The organism is Bradyrhizobium sp. Ash2021 (assembly GCF_031202265.1).
Classification (GTDB): Bacteria; Pseudomonadota; Alphaproteobacteria; order Rhizobiales; family Xanthobacteraceae; genus Bradyrhizobium.
The window spans coordinates 6,281,198-6,302,094 of record NZ_CP100604.1; the positions used below are offsets into that span (position 1 = coordinate 6,281,198).

The 20,897-nt window shown below is 62.2% G+C and carries 25 protein-coding genes and 1 pseudogene; 16 read left to right on the forward strand and 10 right to left on the reverse strand.

The features are described 5' to 3' along the window. Nucleotides 1–6: 6 nt before the first annotated feature. The 3 genes and pseudogenes from NL528_RS30395 to NL528_RS30405 all read right to left on the reverse strand — a co-directional run. Nucleotides 7–1,524 (reverse strand): annotated as a pseudogene (locus NL528_RS30395) (PQQ-binding-like beta-propeller repeat protein); the annotation flags it as partial. Nucleotides 1,525–1,596: 72 nt separating this feature from the next. Next, a complete protein-coding gene (locus NL528_RS30400) occupies nucleotides 1,597–3,030 on the reverse strand; it encodes a caspase family protein (protein ID WP_309178053.1) in 1,434 nt (477 codons plus the stop codon). A 158-nt stretch (nucleotides 3,031–3,188) separates the two neighbouring features. Beyond that, complete coding sequence (locus NL528_RS30405) at nucleotides 3,189–3,428, reverse strand: hypothetical protein (protein WP_309178054.1); 240 nt, start codon at nucleotides 3,426–3,428, stop codon at nucleotides 3,189–3,191. Nucleotides 3,429–3,596: 168 nt separating this feature from the next. Here NL528_RS30405 and NL528_RS30410 point away from each other — a divergent pair, with 168 nt between their 5' ends. From NL528_RS30410 to NL528_RS30440, 7 genes are all read left to right on the forward strand, one after another. Next, on the forward strand, nucleotides 3,597–4,007 hold the full coding sequence (locus tag NL528_RS30410; RefSeq protein ID WP_309178055.1) for a hypothetical protein: 411 nt from the start codon (nucleotides 3,597–3,599) through the stop codon (nucleotides 4,005–4,007). A gap of 1,337 nt (nucleotides 4,008–5,344) precedes the next feature. Then, entirely contained in the window at nucleotides 5,345–6,301 is a 957-nt protein-coding gene (locus tag NL528_RS30415) for a Fe-Mn family superoxide dismutase (protein ID WP_309178056.1), read from the forward strand. Nucleotides 6,302–6,350: 49 nt separating this feature from the next. After that, nucleotides 6,351–7,247 (forward strand): hypothetical protein, encoded by an 897-nt coding sequence (locus tag NL528_RS30420; protein ID WP_309178057.1) that lies wholly within the window; start codon nucleotides 6,351–6,353, stop codon nucleotides 7,245–7,247. Nucleotides 7,248–7,250: 3 nt separating this feature from the next. After that, nucleotides 7,251–7,460: a hypothetical protein gene (locus NL528_RS30425; RefSeq protein ID WP_309178058.1), complete on the forward strand. Its 210-nt coding sequence runs from the start codon at nucleotides 7,251–7,253 to the stop codon at nucleotides 7,458–7,460. Nucleotides 7,461–7,542: 82 nt separating this feature from the next. Beyond that, entirely contained in the window at nucleotides 7,543–7,893 is a 351-nt protein-coding gene (locus NL528_RS30430; protein ID WP_309178059.1) for a hypothetical protein, read from the forward strand. 165 nt (nucleotides 7,894–8,058) lie between these two features. Then, the gene (locus NL528_RS30435; protein WP_309178060.1) at nucleotides 8,059–8,721 is read left to right on the forward strand and encodes a hypothetical protein; all 663 of its coding nucleotides are present in this window, start codon (nucleotides 8,059–8,061) and stop codon (nucleotides 8,719–8,721) included. Beyond that, nucleotides 8,718–8,903: a hypothetical protein gene (locus NL528_RS30440; protein ID WP_309178061.1), complete on the forward strand. Its 186-nt coding sequence runs from the start codon at nucleotides 8,718–8,720 to the stop codon at nucleotides 8,901–8,903. Before NL528_RS30435 ends, NL528_RS30440 begins: the two co-directional genes overlap by 4 nt. A 47-nt stretch (nucleotides 8,904–8,950) precedes the next feature. Here the strand turns inward: NL528_RS30440 and NL528_RS30445 are convergent, their stop codons facing one another. Beyond that, complete coding sequence (locus NL528_RS30445) at nucleotides 8,951–9,199, reverse strand: hypothetical protein (protein WP_309178062.1); 249 nt, start codon at nucleotides 9,197–9,199, stop codon at nucleotides 8,951–8,953. Between the two features lie 282 nt (nucleotides 9,200–9,481). Here NL528_RS30445 and NL528_RS30450 point away from each other — a divergent pair, with 282 nt between their 5' ends. The 5 genes from NL528_RS30450 (at nucleotide 9,482) to NL528_RS30470 (ending at nucleotide 15,105) form a co-directional block, all read left to right on the forward strand. Next, nucleotides 9,482–10,489, forward strand: a complete 1,008-nt coding sequence (locus NL528_RS30450; RefSeq protein ID WP_309178063.1) for an ABC transporter substrate-binding protein — start codon at nucleotides 9,482–9,484, stop codon at nucleotides 10,487–10,489. Between the two features lie 196 nt (nucleotides 10,490–10,685). Continuing rightward, nucleotides 10,686–12,359 (forward strand): sulfatase-like hydrolase/transferase, encoded by a 1,674-nt coding sequence (locus NL528_RS30455; protein WP_309178064.1) that lies wholly within the window; start codon nucleotides 10,686–10,688, stop codon nucleotides 12,357–12,359. A 96-nt stretch (nucleotides 12,360–12,455) separates the two neighbouring features. Further along, nucleotides 12,456–12,728 (forward strand): HigA family addiction module antitoxin, encoded by a 273-nt coding sequence (locus NL528_RS30460; protein WP_309178065.1) that lies wholly within the window; start codon nucleotides 12,456–12,458, stop codon nucleotides 12,726–12,728. 227 nt (nucleotides 12,729–12,955) lie between these two features. Further along, on the forward strand, nucleotides 12,956–14,164 hold the full coding sequence (locus NL528_RS30465) for a GNAT family N-acetyltransferase (RefSeq protein WP_375143905.1): 1,209 nt from the start codon (nucleotides 12,956–12,958) through the stop codon (nucleotides 14,162–14,164). After that, complete coding sequence (locus tag NL528_RS30470; RefSeq protein ID WP_309178066.1) at nucleotides 14,161–15,105, forward strand: JmjC domain-containing protein; 945 nt, start codon at nucleotides 14,161–14,163, stop codon at nucleotides 15,103–15,105. The genes NL528_RS30465 and NL528_RS30470 overlap by 4 nt, the downstream gene beginning before the upstream one ends. A gap of 175 nt (nucleotides 15,106–15,280) precedes the next feature. Here the strand turns inward: NL528_RS30470 and NL528_RS30475 are convergent, their stop codons facing one another. From NL528_RS30475 to NL528_RS30485, 3 genes are all read right to left on the reverse strand, one after another. Beyond that, the gene (locus tag NL528_RS30475; RefSeq protein WP_309178067.1) at nucleotides 15,281–15,919 is read right to left on the reverse strand and encodes an NIPSNAP family protein; all 639 of its coding nucleotides are present in this window, start codon (nucleotides 15,917–15,919) and stop codon (nucleotides 15,281–15,283) included. A 136-nt stretch (nucleotides 15,920–16,055) separates the two neighbouring features. After that, nucleotides 16,056–16,721 carry a DsbA family oxidoreductase gene (locus tag NL528_RS30480; RefSeq protein ID WP_309178068.1) on the reverse strand — a complete coding sequence of 222 codons (666 nt, stop codon included), beginning with the start codon at nucleotides 16,719–16,721 and terminating at the stop codon, nucleotides 16,056–16,058. A gap of 77 nt (nucleotides 16,722–16,798) precedes the next feature. Continuing rightward, entirely contained in the window at nucleotides 16,799–17,620 is an 822-nt protein-coding gene (locus NL528_RS30485; protein WP_309178069.1) for a helix-turn-helix transcriptional regulator, read from the reverse strand. Between the two features lie 101 nt (nucleotides 17,621–17,721). On the opposite strand from NL528_RS30485, the gene NL528_RS30490 reads away from it, so the two are divergent. Both NL528_RS30490 and NL528_RS30495 read left to right on the forward strand, forming a co-directional pair. Next, nucleotides 17,722–17,940, forward strand: a complete 219-nt coding sequence (locus NL528_RS30490) for a hypothetical protein (protein WP_309178070.1) — start codon at nucleotides 17,722–17,724, stop codon at nucleotides 17,938–17,940. A gap of 35 nt (nucleotides 17,941–17,975) precedes the next feature. Further along, the gene (locus tag NL528_RS30495) at nucleotides 17,976–18,374 is read left to right on the forward strand and encodes a hypothetical protein (protein WP_309178071.1); all 399 of its coding nucleotides are present in this window, start codon (nucleotides 17,976–17,978) and stop codon (nucleotides 18,372–18,374) included. Between the two features lie 117 nt (nucleotides 18,375–18,491). Here the strand turns inward: NL528_RS30495 and NL528_RS30500 are convergent, their stop codons facing one another. Continuing rightward, nucleotides 18,492–18,626, reverse strand: a complete 135-nt coding sequence (locus tag NL528_RS30500) for a hypothetical protein (protein ID WP_309178072.1) — start codon at nucleotides 18,624–18,626, stop codon at nucleotides 18,492–18,494. Next, entirely contained in the window at nucleotides 18,623–19,084 is a 462-nt protein-coding gene (locus tag NL528_RS30505; protein WP_309178073.1) for a group III truncated hemoglobin, read from the reverse strand. Before NL528_RS30505 ends, NL528_RS30500 begins: the two co-directional genes overlap by 4 nt. An 84-nt stretch (nucleotides 19,085–19,168) precedes the next feature. Between NL528_RS30505 and NL528_RS30510 the strand changes: the two genes are divergently transcribed. Continuing rightward, nucleotides 19,169–19,603, forward strand: a complete 435-nt coding sequence (locus tag NL528_RS30510) for an Rrf2 family transcriptional regulator (protein WP_309178074.1) — start codon at nucleotides 19,169–19,171, stop codon at nucleotides 19,601–19,603. Continuing rightward, entirely contained in the window at nucleotides 19,600–19,890 is a 291-nt protein-coding gene (locus NL528_RS30515; RefSeq protein ID WP_309178075.1) for a DUF6522 family protein, read from the forward strand. The genes NL528_RS30510 and NL528_RS30515 overlap by 4 nt, the downstream gene beginning before the upstream one ends. 177 nt (nucleotides 19,891–20,067) lie before the next feature. On the opposite strand, the gene NL528_RS30520 is transcribed toward NL528_RS30515, so the two are convergent. Continuing rightward, entirely contained in the window at nucleotides 20,068–20,766 is a 699-nt protein-coding gene (locus NL528_RS30520) for an SET domain-containing protein (protein WP_309178076.1), read from the reverse strand. Nucleotides 20,767–20,897: the final 131 nt, after the last annotated feature.

Here is a 20,897-nt window from a genome sequence, read left to right on the forward strand (position 1 = left end):
GCTGGCGGGGCAGGAGCACGGCCGGACCATCCCATTAGGCGACATCGCCACCGCGCGCGTCATCGCAAACGGCGTGCCCTGCTGCTGGCCGAAATCGTGGCCGGGCGGCGGATTGAAGCCGGTGGCTTGCGTGCGCGGAATCAGTTTCACCACATGCACGGCGTGGCTGGTATTGGCATAGAGGATCTGGTTGACGGGATCGAACGCCGCGCTGCCCCAGTTGACGCCGCCGCCGGTCATCGGAAAAATGAGCGTGCCTTGCGTCGATGGCGGCGTGTAGAGGCCCTCGTTGCGCGCGCCGGCGAATAATTCCTCGCAGGTCGAGCGGCCAAAGCTGGGAAACGGGTTGAACGCATCATCGACGGAGATGCGTTGCGACATCAGCGGCGGCACGTGCGTCGGGAACGGTTGCGTCGGCGACAATTTTTCGCCTTCTGCGCCGCCTTGCGGAACGGCGCGCTCCTCGACCGGCCATATTGGTTTGCCGGTATCGCGGTCGAGCACGAACACAAAACCCTGCTTGGTCGGCTGGATCACGACGTCGCGCATGCCCTCGCCCGTGTCGATGCGCGCCAGCGTCGGCTGCGCCGGCAGGTCGTAATCCCAGACGTCGTGATGCACGGTCTGGAACGACCACACCAGTTCGCCGGTCTCGGCGCGCAGCGCGACCACGGAGTTGGCACGCGCATTATTGCCGGGCCGCCTGCCGCCCCAGAAATCGGTGCTCGGCGAGGATGTCGGCAGGAATACCAGGCCGCGTTCTTCATCCGCCGACATCGGCGCCCAGACATTGGTGTGGCCGGCCTCGATGCCGTCATGGAACAACGGATCGAATGTCCAGCGCGGCTGCCCCGTCCGTGCATCGAAGGCGCGCACCGTTCCAAGCGGCGCATTGACGCGGCGGTTGTCCGCGATCGACGAGCCGACCACGACGACACCGCGGCTGACCACCGGCGCCGAGGTGATCTGGAATTCGCCCGGCCATTCCAGCTTCATGCCGATATCGGGCTTGATCTCGCCATTGCTGCCGAAATCGGCGCAGGGAATGCCGGTCCTGGCGTCGAGCGCGATGACGCGGACGTCGTTGGTGCCCATGAAGATCCGGGCGCGGCAGGCGGCGGTTGCCGCGGCCTTGTCATCGACCCAATAGGTTACGCCGCGGCAGTTGTAACGGTTGGCCGGGCGCTGGCTGGTCGCGATCTTCGGATCGTACCGCCATTTCTGCGCGCCGCTGCCGGGATCGAGCGCGATGACTTCGTTGAAGGGCGAACAGAAGATCAGGCTGTCCTCGACGAACAACGGCGTTGCCTGAAACTTGGTGCGCTTCATCACCTCGGGCGCGCGGCTATCGAGATCGCCGGTGCGAAACTCCCAGGCGCGGACGAGGTCGCCGACATTGGCCGGCGTGATCTGGGTGAGCGGCGAGAACCGCATGCCGCCGCGATCGCCGCCCCAATGTTCCCAGGCCAGCGCCGGCGACACGCACAGCAACAGGACGGCAGACAGGCGAAGCAAATGTCGCATGGCATTCCGGTGATGATGCGATCATTGCAAAGCCAGTCGCATCTTGCGCCAATGGATTACGCCATTACCGTCTTAGTATCCACCCCTCCGGCTCATCCCCTCGCCGCCGGAGCGGCCGCCAAATCCACCGCCGCCAATGCCGATCCCGATCCCGATGCCAATCGGCGGTCCTGACGGCTCGTAGACGTCGCGCGGCGGCGGCGGGCGACGCACGACCACGACATCCTCGTCGATGACGCGGCGCGACGGCGTCGAGCTCGCACGCTTGGGCGTATCGGGATCGGTGCGCTTCTTCGCCGGCAGGTCGACCTTCTTCAGAGGCTGTGGCGGCGTGGTGCACGGACAGGTGGGTGCGGCCAGCGCGACATTGGTGGCGGGAACGCTGACGGGAGCCGCGACCACGGCTGCGACGTCCGGCCGGTTGCGCAACCGCTCTTCCAGCTTGCGCGCTGTCGCCGTGAGATCGCTGTCGGGATATTGCGCGAGGAAGGCGCGATAGCCCGCCGCGGTGTTGATGAGAACGGCGTTCTTCCACGCCACCATGCGGCGGTGGCGATCGAGCCAGTCGCGCGCCTGCAGCCCGAACGGCGTTTGCGGATACAGGCCGACGAAGGCCTCATAGGCCTCGTCGGTGCCGTCGGCCACGATCAATTCATTGGCGACCTCGACCGGCTTGCCCGTCAAATCGCCGCGCCATTGCTCGACCGTCCGCTTGGGCGTGGCGGCGAGCTTCGGACCGGCGACCGCAGGCCCGGAGAATCTGAAATCTTCGGTCAGCGACGAACTGTCCCAAGGCGTCTGCCGGCCTTCGGTCGCCTTGTTGACCGACAGGCGAACGCGCTTGAAGGTTTCCTCGATCGGCCCCGGCTCCTTGGCGGCGGCAAGCAGCGCCGTGGTGTAGGGGCTGTCGACGCCGTTGCCATCCTCGGCTTCGGCCCCCGGCGAGGTCGAGAACGACAGGAAGGTGCCGGGAACGCCGACCTTGGCGTCGACGATCGCAAGCCCGTGGCCCGCGGCCTTCAACTCGGGGAACGGATTGTTGCGGCAGGAATCCAGCAGCACGATGCGCATCCTGGTCGGCACCGACGTCAGCGTGTTGAGGATGTCGTTGAGGCGCACGGCCTGGATCGGAATGTCCGCTTCGCGCTTGGGGTCGACGTCGACAGGCACCAGAAAGTTTTCGCCGTCGATCTGCAGGCCGTGGCCGGCATAAAATACCAGCGCGACCGTATCGGCCCCCTTGGCCGCCACCTTGCCGGCGAATTCCGAGACCTTGTCGCGCATCTCGTTCTGCGAAAGGTCGGATGCGGATGAGACCTCGAAACCGGAATCAGTCAGCAATTGCGTGACCGCCCTGGCGTCGTTGGCCGGATTGGGCAGCGCTGGCACCGAACGGTAGGCCGATTGGCCGATCACCAGCGCCAGGCGATTTTCGGCGGACGCGGGATTGGCATGACTGAGGATCGCGGACAGCACGATCGCGGTGAGCAGCGCGGGGCGTGACATGGGGTAGCCTCCCATCAATGCCGGCTACAGATAGGTCTCGACATCCGTGCGGAGGTTCAAGCCAGCCGGAACAACGCATCGCCGCAGGCCGGATATTCGGTCCCACGGCCGGCGAATTCAGGCCATCGCCTCGGCTTCACGTTGGTTTTACTTGGGCTTCACTTGGGTTTTTTGACAGGTTCCGCGGGCTTGGTGATGCTCCACGGGTCGTACTTTTCCTTGGAGTCGGGAATTCTTTCCAGCGCCGCCCTGTAGGCCTTGTCGTCCGCCTGCTGCTTTTCCTGCAGCTTCTTCTGATCGACCTTCTTGTCGTCGCCGCCTTGCGGCCGCCGGGCCTGGGCGTGCGCGGGCACCGCAAGCAACGCCAGCATGACCGCCGCAACTGTGAACGTCTTCATCGCCTCTCTCCGCCGTCCCGTCCCGGAAACACTCTGCAACACAAGCGTCACAGGATAGCCGGTCTCGCGGCCATTTTCAGCATTTGTTGATCGGCAAACCCGATTAACCTGCGTGAATTAACCATCGGTGGGGGCGCAATTTCGGCCGGCGCAGCATAAATTCGGGCCATGGGACGGGGCAGACTTCACATCGCGGTGACGACGATCGCAGCGCTTGCGCTGGCAGGCTGCGGCTTTGCCGACAGCCGCTCGCCGGTGGTGCCGGAGTTCATGCGCGTCAAGGCGCCCGAACCGCCGCCGCTCGAGGCGCCCCCGGACGTCAAGCGGCTGATCAGCGAAAAACTGGATGCGGTGTTTACGGCAGCGTCGCATCCAACCCGCGTGCAGGTCTCGGCGCCGATCCACGATCCGCGCGGGCGGGGCTGGACGGCCTGCGTCAGGGCCGAGCTGACCTCGGTGATGGGCAAGCCGCTGGGCATGCAGACCTACCGCATCACCATCACCGAAGGCGTGATCGCCGATCGCCAGCACGTCGATGCCGACGACACGTGTACGTCGGAGAACTACGAGCCGATCTAGGCAGCGTTGCGCGAGCCGTCGCATTGCAACGGATTCGATTTTCAAACACACCTCCGCCTCCCCGCGGCGCGTTTCGCCCGGGCTTTGCAAAATCGTTTCGCCCATCAAGAAGAGGGCGCAGGGAACGCCGGGTGCTTGCTGCACCCGCGGTCTCGCGTGCAATATGTGCACAAGACACGCACACGAGCATACAGGTACAGTCGGAGCATTCCGGCATTCCCTGCGCAATGGTTTTACGGCTTATGCCGTGCTCTCCCCGGCGACGAATTCGTCTTGTCACCGTCGCTGACGGATTGAAGGATTGCCAAAACCCGGTCGGGTCGACTGATCCTCCGCCAGCTTGACACCAGCAACGGGTGCCAGAACCACACGGTTTTGCCGTACGCAGCCTCCCGGCTTCGCCTAAAGGCTCAACCGGGCATTGGCGCCGGTCGTCTGCGCGCTGTGTTCGCTCACGGACCGAAGCCCGCCCTGCGACCACCACCACGCGCCCGACACTGCCGCGTCCATCGCATCCCGCCCCACGTTCGTGACGATGGCCAACGCCCCTCTATTGGGACGGGACGGCGGGAGTTATGCCGCTGATTTGGGGGGAGATGGGAAGAGGAATATTTTTGCTGGAGGGGCTGGACAGGGCAAATCACGTTGAATTGGTTCAGAAAAATCGCGCCGCCGCACATCCCTATGTGAGGAATAATCTTCGCCACCATTGGCCATAGCAAGACAAATGGATTCCTCGGTGGCACCGGCCAGTGGTTGTAAAGATTTTATTGCATCGCTCGCTTCGCTGAATTATGACGTGCGCAGGGGAAATGCGGTCTCCCCTTGAGGCTCCGGTCCAAGACTGTGCAACGCTCGACTTGTCGAGGTATGTGCACATGGACAAGAGCAAGCCTCCAACTCCTCCCAGCGAATTTCGTTTCCGGTCTGCTTCCCAGTGGGCTTCCGCAGACATTGATCTGCCGTCCGCGGCGTTGGCGAAGGCAGCCGAACTCGCCGCCGTTGAGCGGCAAAGCCGTTCCGGACAAGTCGAACCTTGCCAAGACTCTGATGAACCTTCGGCCGCGGTCTATTACCGGAACGAGGAAGAAGTCAGCCGGGGTTTCCTCATTGCACTAAGCGCAATGGGGGTCGCAGTTGTCGAACAACTCCCCCAACCGGCAAAGCCTCCCATCGGAAAGGCAAAACCGTGATCGCGCGCGCTCATCCATACCGGCCGCTCTGCCTGTTCTCGGCTGCGCGTGATCCGGCAGCATCGCGCTTGTGGACCCAAGCCGACGGCATGACCTGGTTTGAAAGCCTTAAAGTCGAGTCCCCGCAATTGAAGGAGAACTAAGATGCGCTACCAACTGGCACCGCTTTACTGTCGTCCTTGGACGCTGAATGGAATCTCTCCGCGTCTCATCGAAAGCCATTATGAAAACAACTATGGCGCAGCCTTGAATCGCTTGAACGCCATCTCGGAGGAAATTGAGCAGCTCGATTTCAGCACTACTTCCGATCAATCGCTTGCCCGCCTGAAGCGCGACGAGATTGTGGCGCTCAATTCAACACTTTTACACGAGTTGTATTTTGCAAGCCTCGGTGGCGACGGGCGTGTTCTGCCGGATGCCCTCGCGAACGCCATCGCGAAGGACTTCGGTTCGGTCGATCGCTGGCGTCAGGAGTTTGTCGGGATTGCGAATAGTCTGGCCGGCGGTTCAGGCTGGGTGTTGCTCACATATGTTCCGCGAGATGGGCGGCTCATCAACCAGATCGCGTCGGACCATGATCAGAGCATCGCCGGTGGTGTCCCAATACTTGCCCTCGATATGTACGAGCATGCGTACCACCTGGAATTCGGCGCGAACGCCAGCGCTTACATTGCCGCATTCATGCGCAACATCGATTGGTCCGCTGTAAAGCTGCGATATGAAGATGCCATCATGGTCGCGCCACCCCGTCCCCTTGAACAAAAGCAGTTTGCCGACGTCCCTGCGATTTCCGTCGAAGAAGTCCGGGAGATGCTGAAGTCGGGAACGCCGGTCCAAATCATCGATACCCGTCCGAGGCACTACACCGCGAAAGCGCAAGACATCATGGAGGGAGCCGTCTGGCGTGATCCGGAACGCCTGGACGACTGGATTGGTACCCTTTCAAAGACCGAACCCGTCGTCACATTCTGTGTCTACGGCTTCCACGTCGGATGCGAAGCGGCTTCAACGCTGCGCAAGGCGGGGTTTGACGCTCGCTACATGAAAGGCGGGCATTACGCATGGAAAGCGATCAAAGGGCCGGTGAAGCTTTTTGAATGACGCCGTGCTCGCCAATTCGCGTTTCACTGTGACGTTATAGGATATCGACATGTCGCTAATAGCCGCAGGCACTATCGAGATCCCTAATTCCTTCGGTTCGGCTTTTGACCATGGCGCGTTTGAAGCGAAGACGCGCCGTGTCTTCATCGCGCATACGGCTCGGGACTGCCTTGAGGTGGTGGACGTTGACACCGGCTTGCACGTCGCGACGCTCTCCGGCTTTCCGGAAGCGGCGGGCGTGGTCGCAGGCGAAGAATGTGTACTGGTCACGAACCGCGGCAGCGCCAGCTTGGCCTGGATCGATGCACGCACGCTGGAAACGCGGATCGTTCTTCATACCGCACCTCGGCCGAATGGCGTCGCGATCGTGTCGCCGTTACACGCCGCGGTCGCCGCGTGCATCGGAAACGATGTCCACAAACCTCAGCTCCAGGTGCTCGGACTGGAAGGAGAACGGCGATGGTCCATTGCCCTCCCCGGACGACCCCGCTGGTGCGTCATCGACGCCAAAGCGGAACGCGTATTTCTTGCGATCCGCGATCCTTCCATGGTGCTGGTTGCCAATCTGCCCGAACTGACCGCTGTGCAGCACTGGCCACTTCCTTCCGGCGGCGCCCATGGGATGGACATCGACCACGCATCCGGACTCCTCTACGTGGCATGCGACGGCGGGGCGCTTGTCGAGGTTGATTCCCGGTCCGGGGAGATGCGGCGCCAGTGGCCGCTCGCCGGCGTGCCGGATGCGACCTTCTTCAACCCCAGGAGCGGATTGGTCCATGTGGCCATTGGCGAACCCGGACTGATCCAGTCCATTGATCCGCGTACCGGCACTCGTGGGCAGATCGCTACCGCTCGCGGCGTAACGACGACGGCACTGATCGAGCCGGACCGGCTTTACGTGTTCTCCCCTTCGCACAAGGGGGTTCTGGACCTCAAGGGAGCCTAGACAATGCGTTATCGGCACGCCCGCTGGGCCGTCATCGCAGCCACGATTTTCCTGATGGAGATGAATGACATGACAAACCTCGCAGTTAGTTTCGAGAACACCTCGATCGGCGACACGCCCGAAGGTTGGACATCCACGCTCACAGGGTCGGGTAATTCCTTCTCGACGGTCCATTTGCCGACCTTTTCCGTTCTTCGTCAACCTTCCGGATGACCGCGGCATCGCGGTCGTGGACCACGTCTCGCAAAAGCAAACCGGAAAGTGGCCGCTGGCCAATCGGAGTGCGAATTTTCCGATGGCCCTGTATCCCGTCCGTCGCCATGTCGTCGTGATCTTTCGCTCTCCTGCCGAACTCGGCGTATTCTCCATGATGGGCGGCAAGCCGATCGCGACCATCGGAGCCTGCGGCGACGCGGACGACCTGTTCATCGATGCCAAACGCGCGCGCGTTTACGTCAGTTGCGGGGCCGGCTTCCTTGATGTTTTGGAACCCAAGGACGCGACGTACCAGCGGATCGCGCGCATCCCCACGGTTTCCGGCGCACGAACTTCGCTCTTTGTACCCGAGATGGATCGCCTGCTCGTTGCTGTCCGGGCGAATTCCGGAGAACCGCCAGCAATTTGGATATTCCGACCAATGCCTTGAATCCGTAGCCGCGGCACGGAGGACCAGCGCATGCGCACGAGACGTCAGAGTTCGAAACCGAGATTCCCGAAATGGCTCCTGTCGGGATCAGCGATCACCTTGTGCTTCACGGTATGGTCCGGCTGTGCGCGGGCTTATCGCCCATTCGACGGAACCGACGCTGCGGTGGCAGCGCCGGAAGAGCTGGAGATTGAGCTTCAACCAGCCGGGCGCCTGCGAGAGAGCGGAACCACCACCCTGATCGCTCCTGCAACGGTCATCAACTACGGTTTGAGCGAGGGATGGGAAGCCGTATTCGAGGGCCAGGGCCAAACTCCGCTGTCACCTTCAGGTCCGACCAGCCTGACGGCAGCAGGAGCGTTCCTCAAGCATGTCCTGCAGCCGGGCAGCCTGCAGGACAAGGCCGGCCCCGGTATCGCGACTGAATTCGGCGTGTTGCTACCGGACAGCACCGGGAGTTCGGGCGTCGGCGCAAGCGTGGCGGGGATCGTCTCGCAGCGCTGGGACTGGGGAACGATCCACTTGAACGCACAAACAGCCCTCACCCGCGACCATCATGCTGATCTGTTTCTTGGCGGCATCATCGAGGGACCATCACAATGGTCGGTTCGACCGGTTGCGGAGTTTTTCTACGAGAAAGAGTTTGGCCAATCCGAGACGATGTCCGCTTTGGTCGGTTTCATTTGGCGAGTCCGGGATAATCTCAGTTTCGATGTTGGACTGCGTCATGCGCTCACGAACGGCCATCCGGTCAACGAAGTACGTGCGGGGTTGACGTTTGGCTTTCCGTTACGGATGTTCGGTGAACGATCGCAACAGTCCAGATGATTTCGCTAGCGCCGCTCTTGGATTTGGCCGCTGCTGTCGACGACAAGGAACACTTCCTTGCCGTTTTTCGTCGCCCTGACGGCTGTACCTTCGGCGGTGGATTTGACATCCCGGATTTGCGAATGGCCTGCGGATTCAAGCTTCGCTACCAGTTCCTGCTTGGTCAGGGCAAATCACGTTGAATCGTTTCAACAAATTCGTTTTCAGGCGCATGGCGCTCGATGCCGGGTCAGCCGTGCGTGAAGTCGCCACGCTTCAAGCCGAGCGCTTTAACCGCGGCCTCCGGAAGCCGGCCCCACGCTTCGACCTTCTCATTCGGAGCCATCATTGCACCGATAATTGCCTTGGCCGTCTCCGGATCCTGCTCGGCAACAAAGTAGACCGATCGGAGGGGCGAACCGCCTTCCAACCGTTCAGTCGTCACCAGTACGACCTGACCATCTGCCATATCCCATTGTAGCACCGTCGCGATAGGCAAGGAACCAACACGTTCCTGGAGACTGGTCCGAAGGCGGATTGAAGCTCAACGGGCTGGACAGGGCAAATCACGTTGAATCGTTTCAACAAATTTCAGGCGACGCAAGTTTTCGCGAAGCGCAGGGAGCGCCGATACCAGGAATGACGTTGACGGTGCGGTCGCGAATGATCCCGAAACAGACATCCGCCGCTTCCGCCTAAATCGCGCTCGACGTGGTTTCTGCCTCTATCAAAATGGTCGTCCAGCCTGATACGGTGCAGTCTCAGGCGGCTGGGGACTGGCATGAGACGACGCGACTTCATAGGGCTCGCAAGCGTCGCGGCAGCATGGCCACTTGCAGCACGGTCGCAACAACCGGCGAAAATGTATCGCATCGCGATTGTTCATCCAAGCGCTCCGGTCGCTGATCTTACCGAGGAAACCACTCACGGCGAATTCTATCCTTCATTTTTTAGGGCGCTGCGGCGGCTCGGCTACATTGAAGGCCAAAATCTTTTCGTCAAACGGTGGACGGCCGAGGGCAGAACGGACCGCTACGAGGAAATCGCGCGCGAAGTGATTGGCCACAAGCCCGACGTTGTGTTCGTGCCAACGGGTCGCATGGCGTTGCCCTTCAAACACACGACCTCCACACTTCCCATCGTTGTGCTTGCCGGTGCTGATCCTATTCGCATGGGAATCGTGGAAAATTTATCGCGCCCCGGAGCGAACATAACTGGAGTCACAACAGAGGCCGGCCCGGCTTTCCTCGGAAAGCATTTTCAGCTCCTGCGGGACCTCAAACCGGGATTAAAGAAGGCAGGATTTCTTGCGCCTCGGCAAGGGTGGGAAATTTGGCAGCCTGTCCTAACGGCTACATCGCAATCGATGGGCATCTCGGTCGTAGGGCCGATGGTCGAGAGCCCCTTCAAGGATCAGGACCATCGAGCTTCGCTTGCGTCCATGATCGACGACGGTATCGAGGGGCTAGTTGTAAGCACGGCTTTCGAGATTTTGGCGCACCGGCCTATGATAGTTCAACTTGTTCAGGACCATCGTCTGCCTGCAATCTATCCTTTCCGAGAGTACGTGAACGATGGAGGGCTCATGTCGTACACGAGCGACTTCCGTGAAGTAATGACGGGGTTAGCGCATTATGTAGACCTGATCCTCAGAGGTACGAAGCCCGGTGATCTGCCTTATCTACAGCCTACGAGATTTCAGTTTGCCATCAACCTGAAGGCCGCAAGAGCAATCGAGCTTAATATTCCTGCCGCGCTCCTCGCAAGTGCGGACGAGTTGATCGAATAGGTCATGTGGCCGATTGGCACATCGCGGAATTACGGCGACAGTGCGCAGGAACTCGGCAAAGGTTTCGCTGGCGACCATCCTCAATCCCCGGCGAGTCTGCCTCAAAATTGGATATTGCGCGGTTGACTTACCGGGCCGTGCACTTCTTGATGGTCTGGTTGTAGAATTTCATCCGCGGGTTGGCCATCCTGTCCACATGATGTTGACCCTGATCATTGCGTCAGCCATCGCCGTCGTTTGCCTGGCAGAGCGCAGCGTTGAGCATCTGAAACTGGCCATTGCCGCGCTGTGCTTGATGGCCGCGGTGCTGCTGCTTTTCGTTACCGATTTAGAAAGAGCGTTGCTGCTGTCGTCGATCCTGGCCGCGGCGATCTTCGGAACCTCAAACGTCAAGCACAGGCATAGCGGGCTGAAACTGACCGTCACCGATTTGCCGCTGGCGTTCGCGGGAACAGTGCCGTTCTTCATCGTGCAATATCCGCGCGCGATGGCGGCCTTTTTCGCCGGAGCCATTGCCCTCATTCTGGCCGCGGTCGCGACGCTGCTCTGCGTCGCCGGGCCGCCGGTTTCCCGGGAACTCCAGATCATTCTATTCGGCGCTGCCTCCGTCGCTTTGTTTGCGGCCTACAGGACCGGCGGCGCGGCCGTCTCTTTGCAGCGGATTGCGGCCCAGCCGCGGTGTTTCTTCTCGACCTTCATGGCTTCCCTGTTCGACCCGCTGTCCTGGCGGCAGTTCGGCGGGCTCGCGCTCAGCGATATCGCCGACGATCCGTTGCCGCTGATGCCGGCCATGCCAGCGCGCACCCCGGACACACCCGACATTATCGTGATCCAGCACGAATCGATTTTCGATCCGCGGCTGTTCGGGCTCCCGGTCGATCCCATCGTCGAAGCATTCCTATCCCCGAAATACAGCCGCCATGGCACGCTCAACGTCGATATTTTTGGCGGCGGATCGTGGCAATCCGAATTCAGCCTGCTCACCGGCCTTTCCAGCGCCAGCTTCGGCTCGAGCGCCTATTTTCTTTTCAAGCGAGGCGCCGGCCGGTTCCACAACAGCTTGCCAAAGACGCTGACGGCGCTTGGGTACAAAACCATGCTGACGTCGAGCTGCCGCCGCAGCTTTCTCAACTACGATGAGTTCTACCGTTCGATCGGCATCGGCGAACGCATCTTCACGGATGATTTTCATCCGCCTTTCGATGTCGGCCGATTCGAGGCGACGCATTCCGATGCATTGTTTCTGGAAGCCGCCCTCGGCGTTCACATGAAACGGATTGCCGGCGATTCAGCGCCTCGTTTCCTGTATGCGCTGACCAACTTCAATCACGGCCCGCACAACCGGCGACTGACAGCGCCCGGGCGCTTTGAGAGCGAACGGGCGTTCGCGGCCGCAAGCCTCGCCGATGCCTGCTATGCCGAGTACTACGCCCGGCTGGTGGAGACCGCGGTGACCTGGAACAGGCTCAAGTCCGAACTTTCCAGCCGCTTTCCCGGACGCCCGATGCTGATCGTCCACTACGGCGATCATCAACCCGTCATGGCGCGGCGGATCGAGGCGAAAATCAAACTCCCGGTGGATCCGCGACGCCAGTTTCGCACCTTCTATGCCATGGAAACCCTGAACGACCGCTCCGAGCGGATGATCCCCGGACGCGGCCCGGACCTGGATATTGCCTTCCTCGGCACCGTCGCTCTGCAGCAGGCCGGCCTGCCGCTTGACGAGATCTTTGCCACCCGCGCGAGCCTTCTCGGACAGTGCGGCGACGCCTACTTCGCGTCCTCCTCGGAGCGGAAACGCCGCTTCCACCGCACCCTTGTCAATCTCGGCATGATCGACCTGGCGGCAACCGCGCGACCTCAGTACTAAATTATACGAGCTGATTTGAGTCAGATGAAAACACGTGCGTCGACAAGGCGACGCCCACGAGGTCGAGATTGAAGATTACCACAGAGGTTGACCCTTATGACTCCCATCGTCCATCCCGGCCGTTTGCTGAAACGCGAATTGGCGGCCCGTAAGCTCAGCGCCAATCGCCTGTCACTCGATATCGGCGTGCCATCCGGCCGCATCACCTATATCCCCGATGGCCGCCGCACGATCTCGGCCGATACCGCGGTGCGGCTGGGCTGTTATTTCGGCAACAACGCGCAGTTCTGGCTGGACCTGCAGGGCCAATATGACATTGGCGTCGTGCAGAGGGAAAAGGGCGCGCCGCCTGCGGCCCCTATACGGTAGCGGGCCGCTGATCGCGCCGAGCGAAGCGCCGCCGGATGTAATCACCCCGACCCTTGATCCCTCGCCGGCGTTGTCATGCTGAACGGCCCGTTAACACGACCGCTCCAATTCGAGTCTGCGCCCAGCGGGTTTTTCCAATCTTTTCGACTAGCGTTGCCTGTGAACGCGACAGAAGCGGGCGGCACCACTTGTGTCCCTGCGCTGGTCGCGAACGGGGAAGCGGGGAAGTGGCCGAGATTGCTGAACAAACGGTGGTCCGTCGTGCATTGATCAACGATGCCACGGGCGCACGCGCGCCGGCGGCGAAAGCCGCCGCTGCGCCGGCGCCGCTCGCCGACATCTCCCCTGCCCAATGGCGCGCGCTCGCCGAGCGCGCCATCGAGCCGAACGGTTATTATCTGCCCGACTGGGAATTGGCGGTCAGCGCTTCCGCGCGGGGCCGCGTCGAGGCTTCCGCGCTGAATGCATGGAGCGAGGCCTCGAAACTGATCGGCCTGATGCCGGTCATTCCGATGCGCCGCGCCTACAACATTCCGCTGCCCGCCCTTGTCAGCGCCGACCCCTATGGCACGCTTTGCACGCCGCTGCTCGATCGCGAGATGGCTGACGACGCGGCCTGGCGGCTGCTGCAGCAGGCCCGGCGGGCCGGTCACCACGCACTGATCCTGCGCGACGTGGCGCTCGATGGCGCCGCGATGAAGGCCTTTGCCGAGGCATTGCGGCGCGACGGCCTGCGCCCGCGCGTGCTGCAGTCCCATCTCCGCGCCTGTCTCGACGCGACGCGCGACGCGGAAGAATTGCTGCGCGAGGCGCTCGGCGCCAAGAAATTGAAAGAACTGCGCCGCCAGCGCAACCGCCTCGGCGAACATGGCGCGGTCCATTTCGACGTCGCGCGCACCCAGGCGGAAGTAGCCACCGCGCTCGAAACGTTTCTTGCGCTGGAAGCCAGCGGCTGGAAGGCCAAGCGCGGTACCGCGCTCGGACAGGATTTTGGCGATGCGGCCTTTATCCGCCGCGCGACCGCAGGCCTGGCCGGGACCGGCCAGTGCGAGATAATCAGCCTGCGAGCCGGCGATACGCCGGTGGCGGCGGGGATCGTGCTGCGGCATCGGGATCGCGCGTTCTATTTCAAGCTCGGCGTCGACGAGTGCTTCGCCAGATTTTCGCCGGGCGTGCAGCTGACGCTGGACCTGACCGCGCATCTCTGCGCCGACCCGGCCATTGCGCTCGCCGATTCCACCGCGAGCCCCGATCATCCCATGATCAATCCGATCTGGCGCGGACGGCTGGCGATCGGCGACGTGCTGATCCCGCTGCGGCGGCACGATCCCGTCGTCGCACTGATCCATGCGGCCTTGGCGTTGCGCCAATCGATCCGCGGGCCGATGCGCCGCGCCGTTCACTTCATCAGGAAACGTCAGGAGAAATCCTCATGAATAGCGTCACCGCTGTCGCGCCGGTGATTACGGCGGCAAACGATGCGCTGCGGCGCGACTTTCCGTCAAAACCGTTCGCGATCCGCCACAAGCTTGTCGGCCATCCCTTGCTGACGCTGCCGCGCATTGCCGCGCTCGCCGCCGAACTGCCGCGCGACCTGATCGAATATAATTCCGGCAAGGTCGCGATCAGCCAGGACCCGGACGCCATTCCCTCGGTCGATCTCGACCCGGTTGAAGTCGTGAAAAGCATCGAGACCGCGGGCGCCTGGATGGTGCTCAAGCGCGTCGAGAATTCGCCGGAATACCGCAAGCTGCTGGAAGACACCCTGCTCTCGGTGGCGCGGGCGCGCGGCTTCAACTCGCTGCTCGATGCCGGTTTTGAGCAGGTCGAGGGCTTTCTGTTCGTATCCTCGCCGAATTCGACCACGCCGTTCCATCTCGACAGCGAAGACAATTTCTTCGTGCATATCCATGGCGAAAAATTCTTCACGATTGTGGACAATACCGACCGCTCGATCGTCGATGACGACGAGATCGAGCGCTCGATGACCAAGCATCGCAATCTGAAATACGACGAAAGCTTTGCGCCGCGCGGCAAGGAGTTTCATCTGTTCGAGGGCGACGGCTGCTACGTGCCGTATCAGTGGCCGCACTGGGTCCGCACCGCCGGCTTCTATTCGATCTCGATGGCGATCACCTGGAAGACGCGCGAGGTGCGCCGCCTCAACGATCTGCATTTCTTCAATTCGATGCTGCGCGGCATCGGCCTGCCGCAACAGCCACCGGGCAAACAGCCGGTGCGCGATGCGTTGAAGCTGGCGTTCTATCGCGGGGTAACGGCGACGATCAAACCGCTGCGCAGCTCGTTGGCGATGCGCCGCGTGATGCGCCGCATCGCGCTCGGCAAGCGTGCGAATTATTATTTGAAGGGGGCTTAAGCCTTAAAGACTGCCCGTCATCCTGAGGTGCGAGCCCTTGCGAGCCTCGTAAGGATGACAGTCGGAACCCGCGGCCCATCCTTCGAGGCTCGCCAAAGATGGCGAGCGCCTCAGGATGACGGCGATGGTTGTTGCGCGAAGGCATCCCAAACACCGCTCGTCTGCTCTGCTACACTCACTTCAACGGCGAGTGGGGCGCCGGCAGCATGATGGTCGAGTGCATCTCTTCCAGCAGCGGCGGGCCTACCTTGAGGAATTCCTGCCAGGGCGGATCCTTCATGGCGTTGCCACGCGCCTCGGCGCGGGCGTTGAGGTCGGGATAGGCCCAGATGTGCAGCACTTCATTGGGCTGTCCCGCTTCGGTCTGCCAGAGGCCGACGATCTTTGAATGTTTTTCGCGCGCGGGCAGCACGGCGGTAAACGCATCGAGCCATTGCTTGGCAGCGCCCGCGGGCCTGGCGCGATAGTTGCGCATCTCGTAGATGTTGCCGGTTGACGCCGGGGCGACCGGCGGCCTCACCGCGTTGAGCAGACGGACGTCCTGACGTATCAGCAGCGGACGGATCAGCGGCAAATATTCGCCGCCCCAGCGCGGGTTCTTGGCGAGTTCGGCGCGCAATCGGGTACGCTCGGCATAATCGCTGTAGCTCCACATGTGCAGGACCTGGTTGAGCGGACCGATCTCGGTCGACCAGTAGCCTTCCAGCTTGCCGAAATTATCGCCGCGGATATCGCGCGACACCGTGCTCGCCGCCTTGACCATGTCGCCAATGGTGCCGGGTTTTACGGTGTAGGTTCGAAGCTCGTAGATCATGATTTTTCCCCCAAGTTTTTTGGCACTTATCGTCATGGCCGGGCTTGACCCGGCCATCCACGACTTTCTTGCCGCAAGATCGTAAGACGTGGATACCCGGCACAAGGCCGGGCATGACGATTTGTCCAATAATGCCCTATTCCGCCGCCTGCGCGTTGATTTCGCCCGACACCTGCCGGATCGCGCGCGCGAGCTGGTCGGCCGGCTGGGCGCCGGAGACCGCGTATTTCTGCGCGAACACAAAAGTTGGCACGCCGGAGATGCCCTTGTCGGAGGCTTCCTGGGCTTGGCCGGAGATCAGCGCCACGTCCTCATCGGTGGCGAGGCGCTTGCGGATGTCGTCGGCATCGAGCCCGACATCGGCCGCAGCCTGCACCAGCACATTCACGTCGGTGAGATCGCCGCCGTCGCGAAAGTACAATTCCATCAGCCGCTGCTTCATCTCGGCCGATTTGCCCTGCGCTTCCGCCCAGTGGATCAGGCGGTGGCAATCGATGGTGTTGGGCTGGCGCTTCACCAGATCAGGCCGGTAGGTGAGCCCCTCTTCGCCCGCGGCGGTCACGACGCGGCCGGCGATGTTCTTGTAGGCTTCGACCGAGCCGAATTTGGCGGTGAGATATTCGTCGCGGCTGATGCCCTCGCGCGGCACCCAGGAATTGAGGAAGAACGGCCGCCAGCGCACCTCGACCGGGACATCCGGCACCAGCGCCAGCGCGTTCTCGATCCGGCGCTTGCCGATATAGCACCAGGGGCAGACCACGTCGGAAACGATATCGATCTTAAGCGGTTTTAGCGTGCTCATCGGGGTCTCCTCGGCTGCAAGGCCCCCAGAGATAAGCCCCGATCCGGGCCCGGACAAGGCGCTATTTGAGCAAGGCCCTATTTGAGATTTGCCGCCATCTCCCGCATCCGCCGGGCGGTCAGATCGTCCGCCGGAAAAAAGGTCTCCAACGCCAGTTCCGACAGCGTGACATCGACCGGGGTGCCGAAGATCATCGTGGTCGAGATAAAGCTCAGCACCTCGCCGTCGAGCCGCATCTTGAACGGGATCGCGACATTGTCGGGCGAGAGCGGGCCCGAGCGCGCCGGCATCGGATAGGCCTTGAGCTCGTGATAAAGTTTGATGAGTTCGGGATCGGCGGTCGCCTCGCACTGGCGGTGCAACCGTTCCAGCAGATGGCTGCTCCATTCGGCGAGGTTGACCGTGCGCGGCGCCAGCGCCTCGGGGTGAAAGGCGAGCCGCAGGATATTGAAGGGCTGTCCGAGCAGCCGCTGCGGAATGCCCTCCAAGAGCGGCGCCACCATCCGGTTGGCGGTCACCAGATTCCAGTGCCGGTCATAGGCCAGCGCCGGATTGGGCTCGTGCGCCTTCAGCACCAGATCGATCGCCTGGCGCGCCGATTTCAGCGCGGGATCGTCGAGCGAGCGCTGCGGAAACGCCGGCGCGAAGCCGGCGGCGACCAGTAGCACATTGCGTTCGCGCAAGGGCACCTCCAGGCGTTCGGCCAACCGCAGGACCATGTCGCGGGATGGCGCGGCGCGGCCGGTTTCGACGAAACTGAGATGACGCGCCGAAATCTCGGCGTCGCCGGCGAGGTCGAGCTGGCTGAGATGGCGGCGCTGCCGCCATTCGCGCAAATGGTCGCCGATATGGACCGGCTGGGTTCGTTCGGCTCGCGCCGCAGATGCATGTGCGTTCATGCCCGAAAACCTATCACGCGATTGTCAGCCGTTCCATTACGTCCGAGGTAATCGAATTGGGGCGCGGGCTGGATCATCTTGTCAGGCACAGGAGATGACCCATGCTGATGCTTTCCCTCGTTCGCACGCTCGCCGTCCTGATCCCGTGGATGCTCCATCTGGCAATCTGGGCGGTGGCGCGGTCGTTCAACATGCCCGAACCGGTGGTGCACGACACAGGCGTTTTCGTGTTCGCGCAGGTGCAGACGATCGAGAACAGGATCGGCAAGGCGCTGTGTCCCGTGCGGCACCTGCGCCGGCTCCTCGCCTGGCTCCGCTGAACCGTCCCACCCCCAAACCGATAAGGAGACTTGTCATGATCAACCCATCCCGGTTCCTGCGCCGCGCCCTGCTGGCTGACGCCATCTTCAGCGGCGTATCCGCCGCAGGGCTCACGCTTGGCGCCGGCATCTTTGTTTCCTTGCTCAACCTGCCCCAGGCGCTGTTGCAGGAGACCGGCCTGTTCCTGATCGCTTATACGATCCTGGTGGGCTGGCTCGGCACGCGGCCATCGGTGCCGAAGGCGCTGGTGATGCTCGTGGTCGCCGGCAACGCGGCTTGGACGCTCGCCAGCATCGCGCTGTTGTTCTCCGGCGCGGTGTCGCCGAACCTGCTTGGCGAGATCGTCGTCGTGGCGCAGGCGACCGCAACCGGCGTGTTCGCCGAGCTGCAATATATCGGCCTGCGCCGGAGCGGCGGCGCCGTGGCGGCTTAATCGACCTATTGGGAAACGATAGTCCGAAATCGTCATTGCGAGCGAAGCGAAGCAATCCATCTCACCACGCAAAGAAAGAATGGATTGCTTCGTCGCTGCGCTCCTCGCAATGACGCCTCAACTCAGGAGCACAGCCGCGATCATCCCGACCAGCGTCAGAACGAGCCCTGCGACCAGCATCGGCAGCAGGCTGCTGCCGGAATACGGATTCGCCGATACTGGGTCAGTCACGACATGCGCCCGGTCGATCATTGCACGGCTCCCGTTTCGTTACGCCTGAATCGTTCGCCCGGCCTGAGCATGACGCCCTGGCCGCCGGCGATGCCGAGCTCGAGGCTCGCGGCAATCCGCCGGGCAAGTTCGACGAAATGCGTCGCGGCCGCCGGCGGGCAGATCTCCCGGGCCGTCTCCTCGAACAGTTTTAGCCAGCGGTCGAAATGGGCGGCATCGACCGGCAGCGGCACATGCTTGACCATCGGCGTGCCCTGATAGCGGCCCGACATCAGCGCCACCGACGACCAGAACGCGCACATCTGCGCCAGATGCGGTTCCCAATCCCGGATCCGGGCGTCAAATATTGGCGCCAGCGCCGCATCGGCCCTTACCTTGGCGTAGAAGCCGTGCACCAGCCGCTCGATCATGGCCTCGGTAATCCCGGTTCTCGCGACGATCTCGGCCGTGATCTTTTCGCGCCGTTCTGCCGCTGCCATGGCAGGTCTCCTTAAATAGGTATTTCAAATACGCATTTAGTCTTGTATAGGGTCTCTGCAAAGTCTTGTTTTCGAGGGCCTCCCATGCGCCTGACGTCATTTACGGATTTTGCGTTGCGCGCCCTGATGCGGCTGGCGGGCGAGCCGGCGCGCTCGTTCGCGACCAACGAAATCGCCGCCGAGTTCGGCATCTCCCGCAATCACCTGGCCAAGGTGGTGCGCGACCTCGCCGACGGCGGATTCATTGCGACCCAGCGCGGCGCCGGCGGCGGCTTCACGCTGGCGCGGCCGCCGGCGTCGATCACGCTCGGCGAAGTCGTGCGCGCACTCGAAGGCGAAGCGCTGGTCGAATGTTTTCGCGAGGATGGCGGCGGTTGCGTGCTGACGCCGCGCTGCCGTCTCAAGGCAAAGCTCGCCGCCGCGCGCGAAGCCTTTATGCGCGAGCTTGACTCCACGACGCTGGCGGAATGCGCCTATCCCGCGCGATCCAAACCCAGCCCTGCCCGAGGTGCGGCATGAAACCGGTCGAATTCCGCGACGGCGACCTTGAGATCGACGCGTCCGTGATCGCCGAGGGCCTCGGCATCGCGTTGCCGGTTCTCAGGCAACAGATGCAAGCCGGCAAGATCACGAGCCTCTCCGAGCGCGGGGTCGATGCGGATCTCGGCCGGCATCGCATGACGTTCTTTTGGGAACACCGGCGATTTCGCGTCGTCGTCGACGACAGCGGCACGATTCTGCAACGCTCGGCGCTCGATTTTGGCGATGCGCCGCTGCCGGACTCGACGCGGAGGCCTGGGGGATGAATTCTCCCACGGACGTCATCCTGAGGTGCGAGCCGACTTCGGCGAGCCTCGAAGGATGGACGCAACACGCGGACTCGCGGCCATCCTTCGAGACGCGGCGAAGACGCCGCTCCTTCAGGATGAGGTCCGAGATAGCTTCACGGCCTCTCAGGATAACGGGCGCGCTGATTGAATGCTCTAGGCCTGAAGGGCCGGCTCAGGCGCGGGAGCCCGCGGCCTCACGGCGAGCGGCTTCCTTGCCGTCACCTTGCCCTGACCGTTGCCGTTCAGGTGCTTGCCGTTGAGGTGTTTGCCGTTCGCCTTGACGCCATTCATTTTGACGCCGTTGGCCTTGACGCCGTTGGCACTGGCGCCGTTCTTCTTTGCAGCCTTCGCCGCCAGCTTTTCCGCCTGCTTCAGCGCCTTGCGCTCCGCCTTGGCCTTCAGGCGCAATTTCTCGGCCCGCGCCTCGGCGCGCTTCTTCTTGCGCTTTTTCTCGCAGGCCGCGCATTTGCAGCCGATCGGCTTCAGATAGGCTTTGAAATAATCGGTGCCGTAATCGTAGTTGATCTCTTCGCCCGGTTCGATGTTCTTGATGGCGCGGATGAAGACCTTGCGCTTGCGCGGTTTGACGTCGGATTCCGCGTTCGGCTTGCAGGCGTGGTTGATGTAGCGGGCGACGTTCTTGCGCACCGAGCCGTCGATGGTCCAGCGGTTGTTGAGCTCGAACAGATATTTGTTCTCGATCGCGTCGTCTTTTTTCTTCTTCGAATCCAGGAGCGGCCCAAAATAGCGAATGATTTTGGTGCCCTTCTTGATCGGTTTGGTGGCGAAGAGGCCAAGCCCGGTGGAGGAACGGCCGACGCGGTAGGGTTTATTCGCTGGAATAGCAGGCATGGCGATGACGTAACTGACACACTGGTGAAGGCGAAAAGGGATCGCGGAGCCGCTCTTCTAGGACGATTCCGCGCCCGTGTCAGGTGTTTCGCACCTCCGGCTTGAACCTTCCCCAGATTGCACACGTCTGA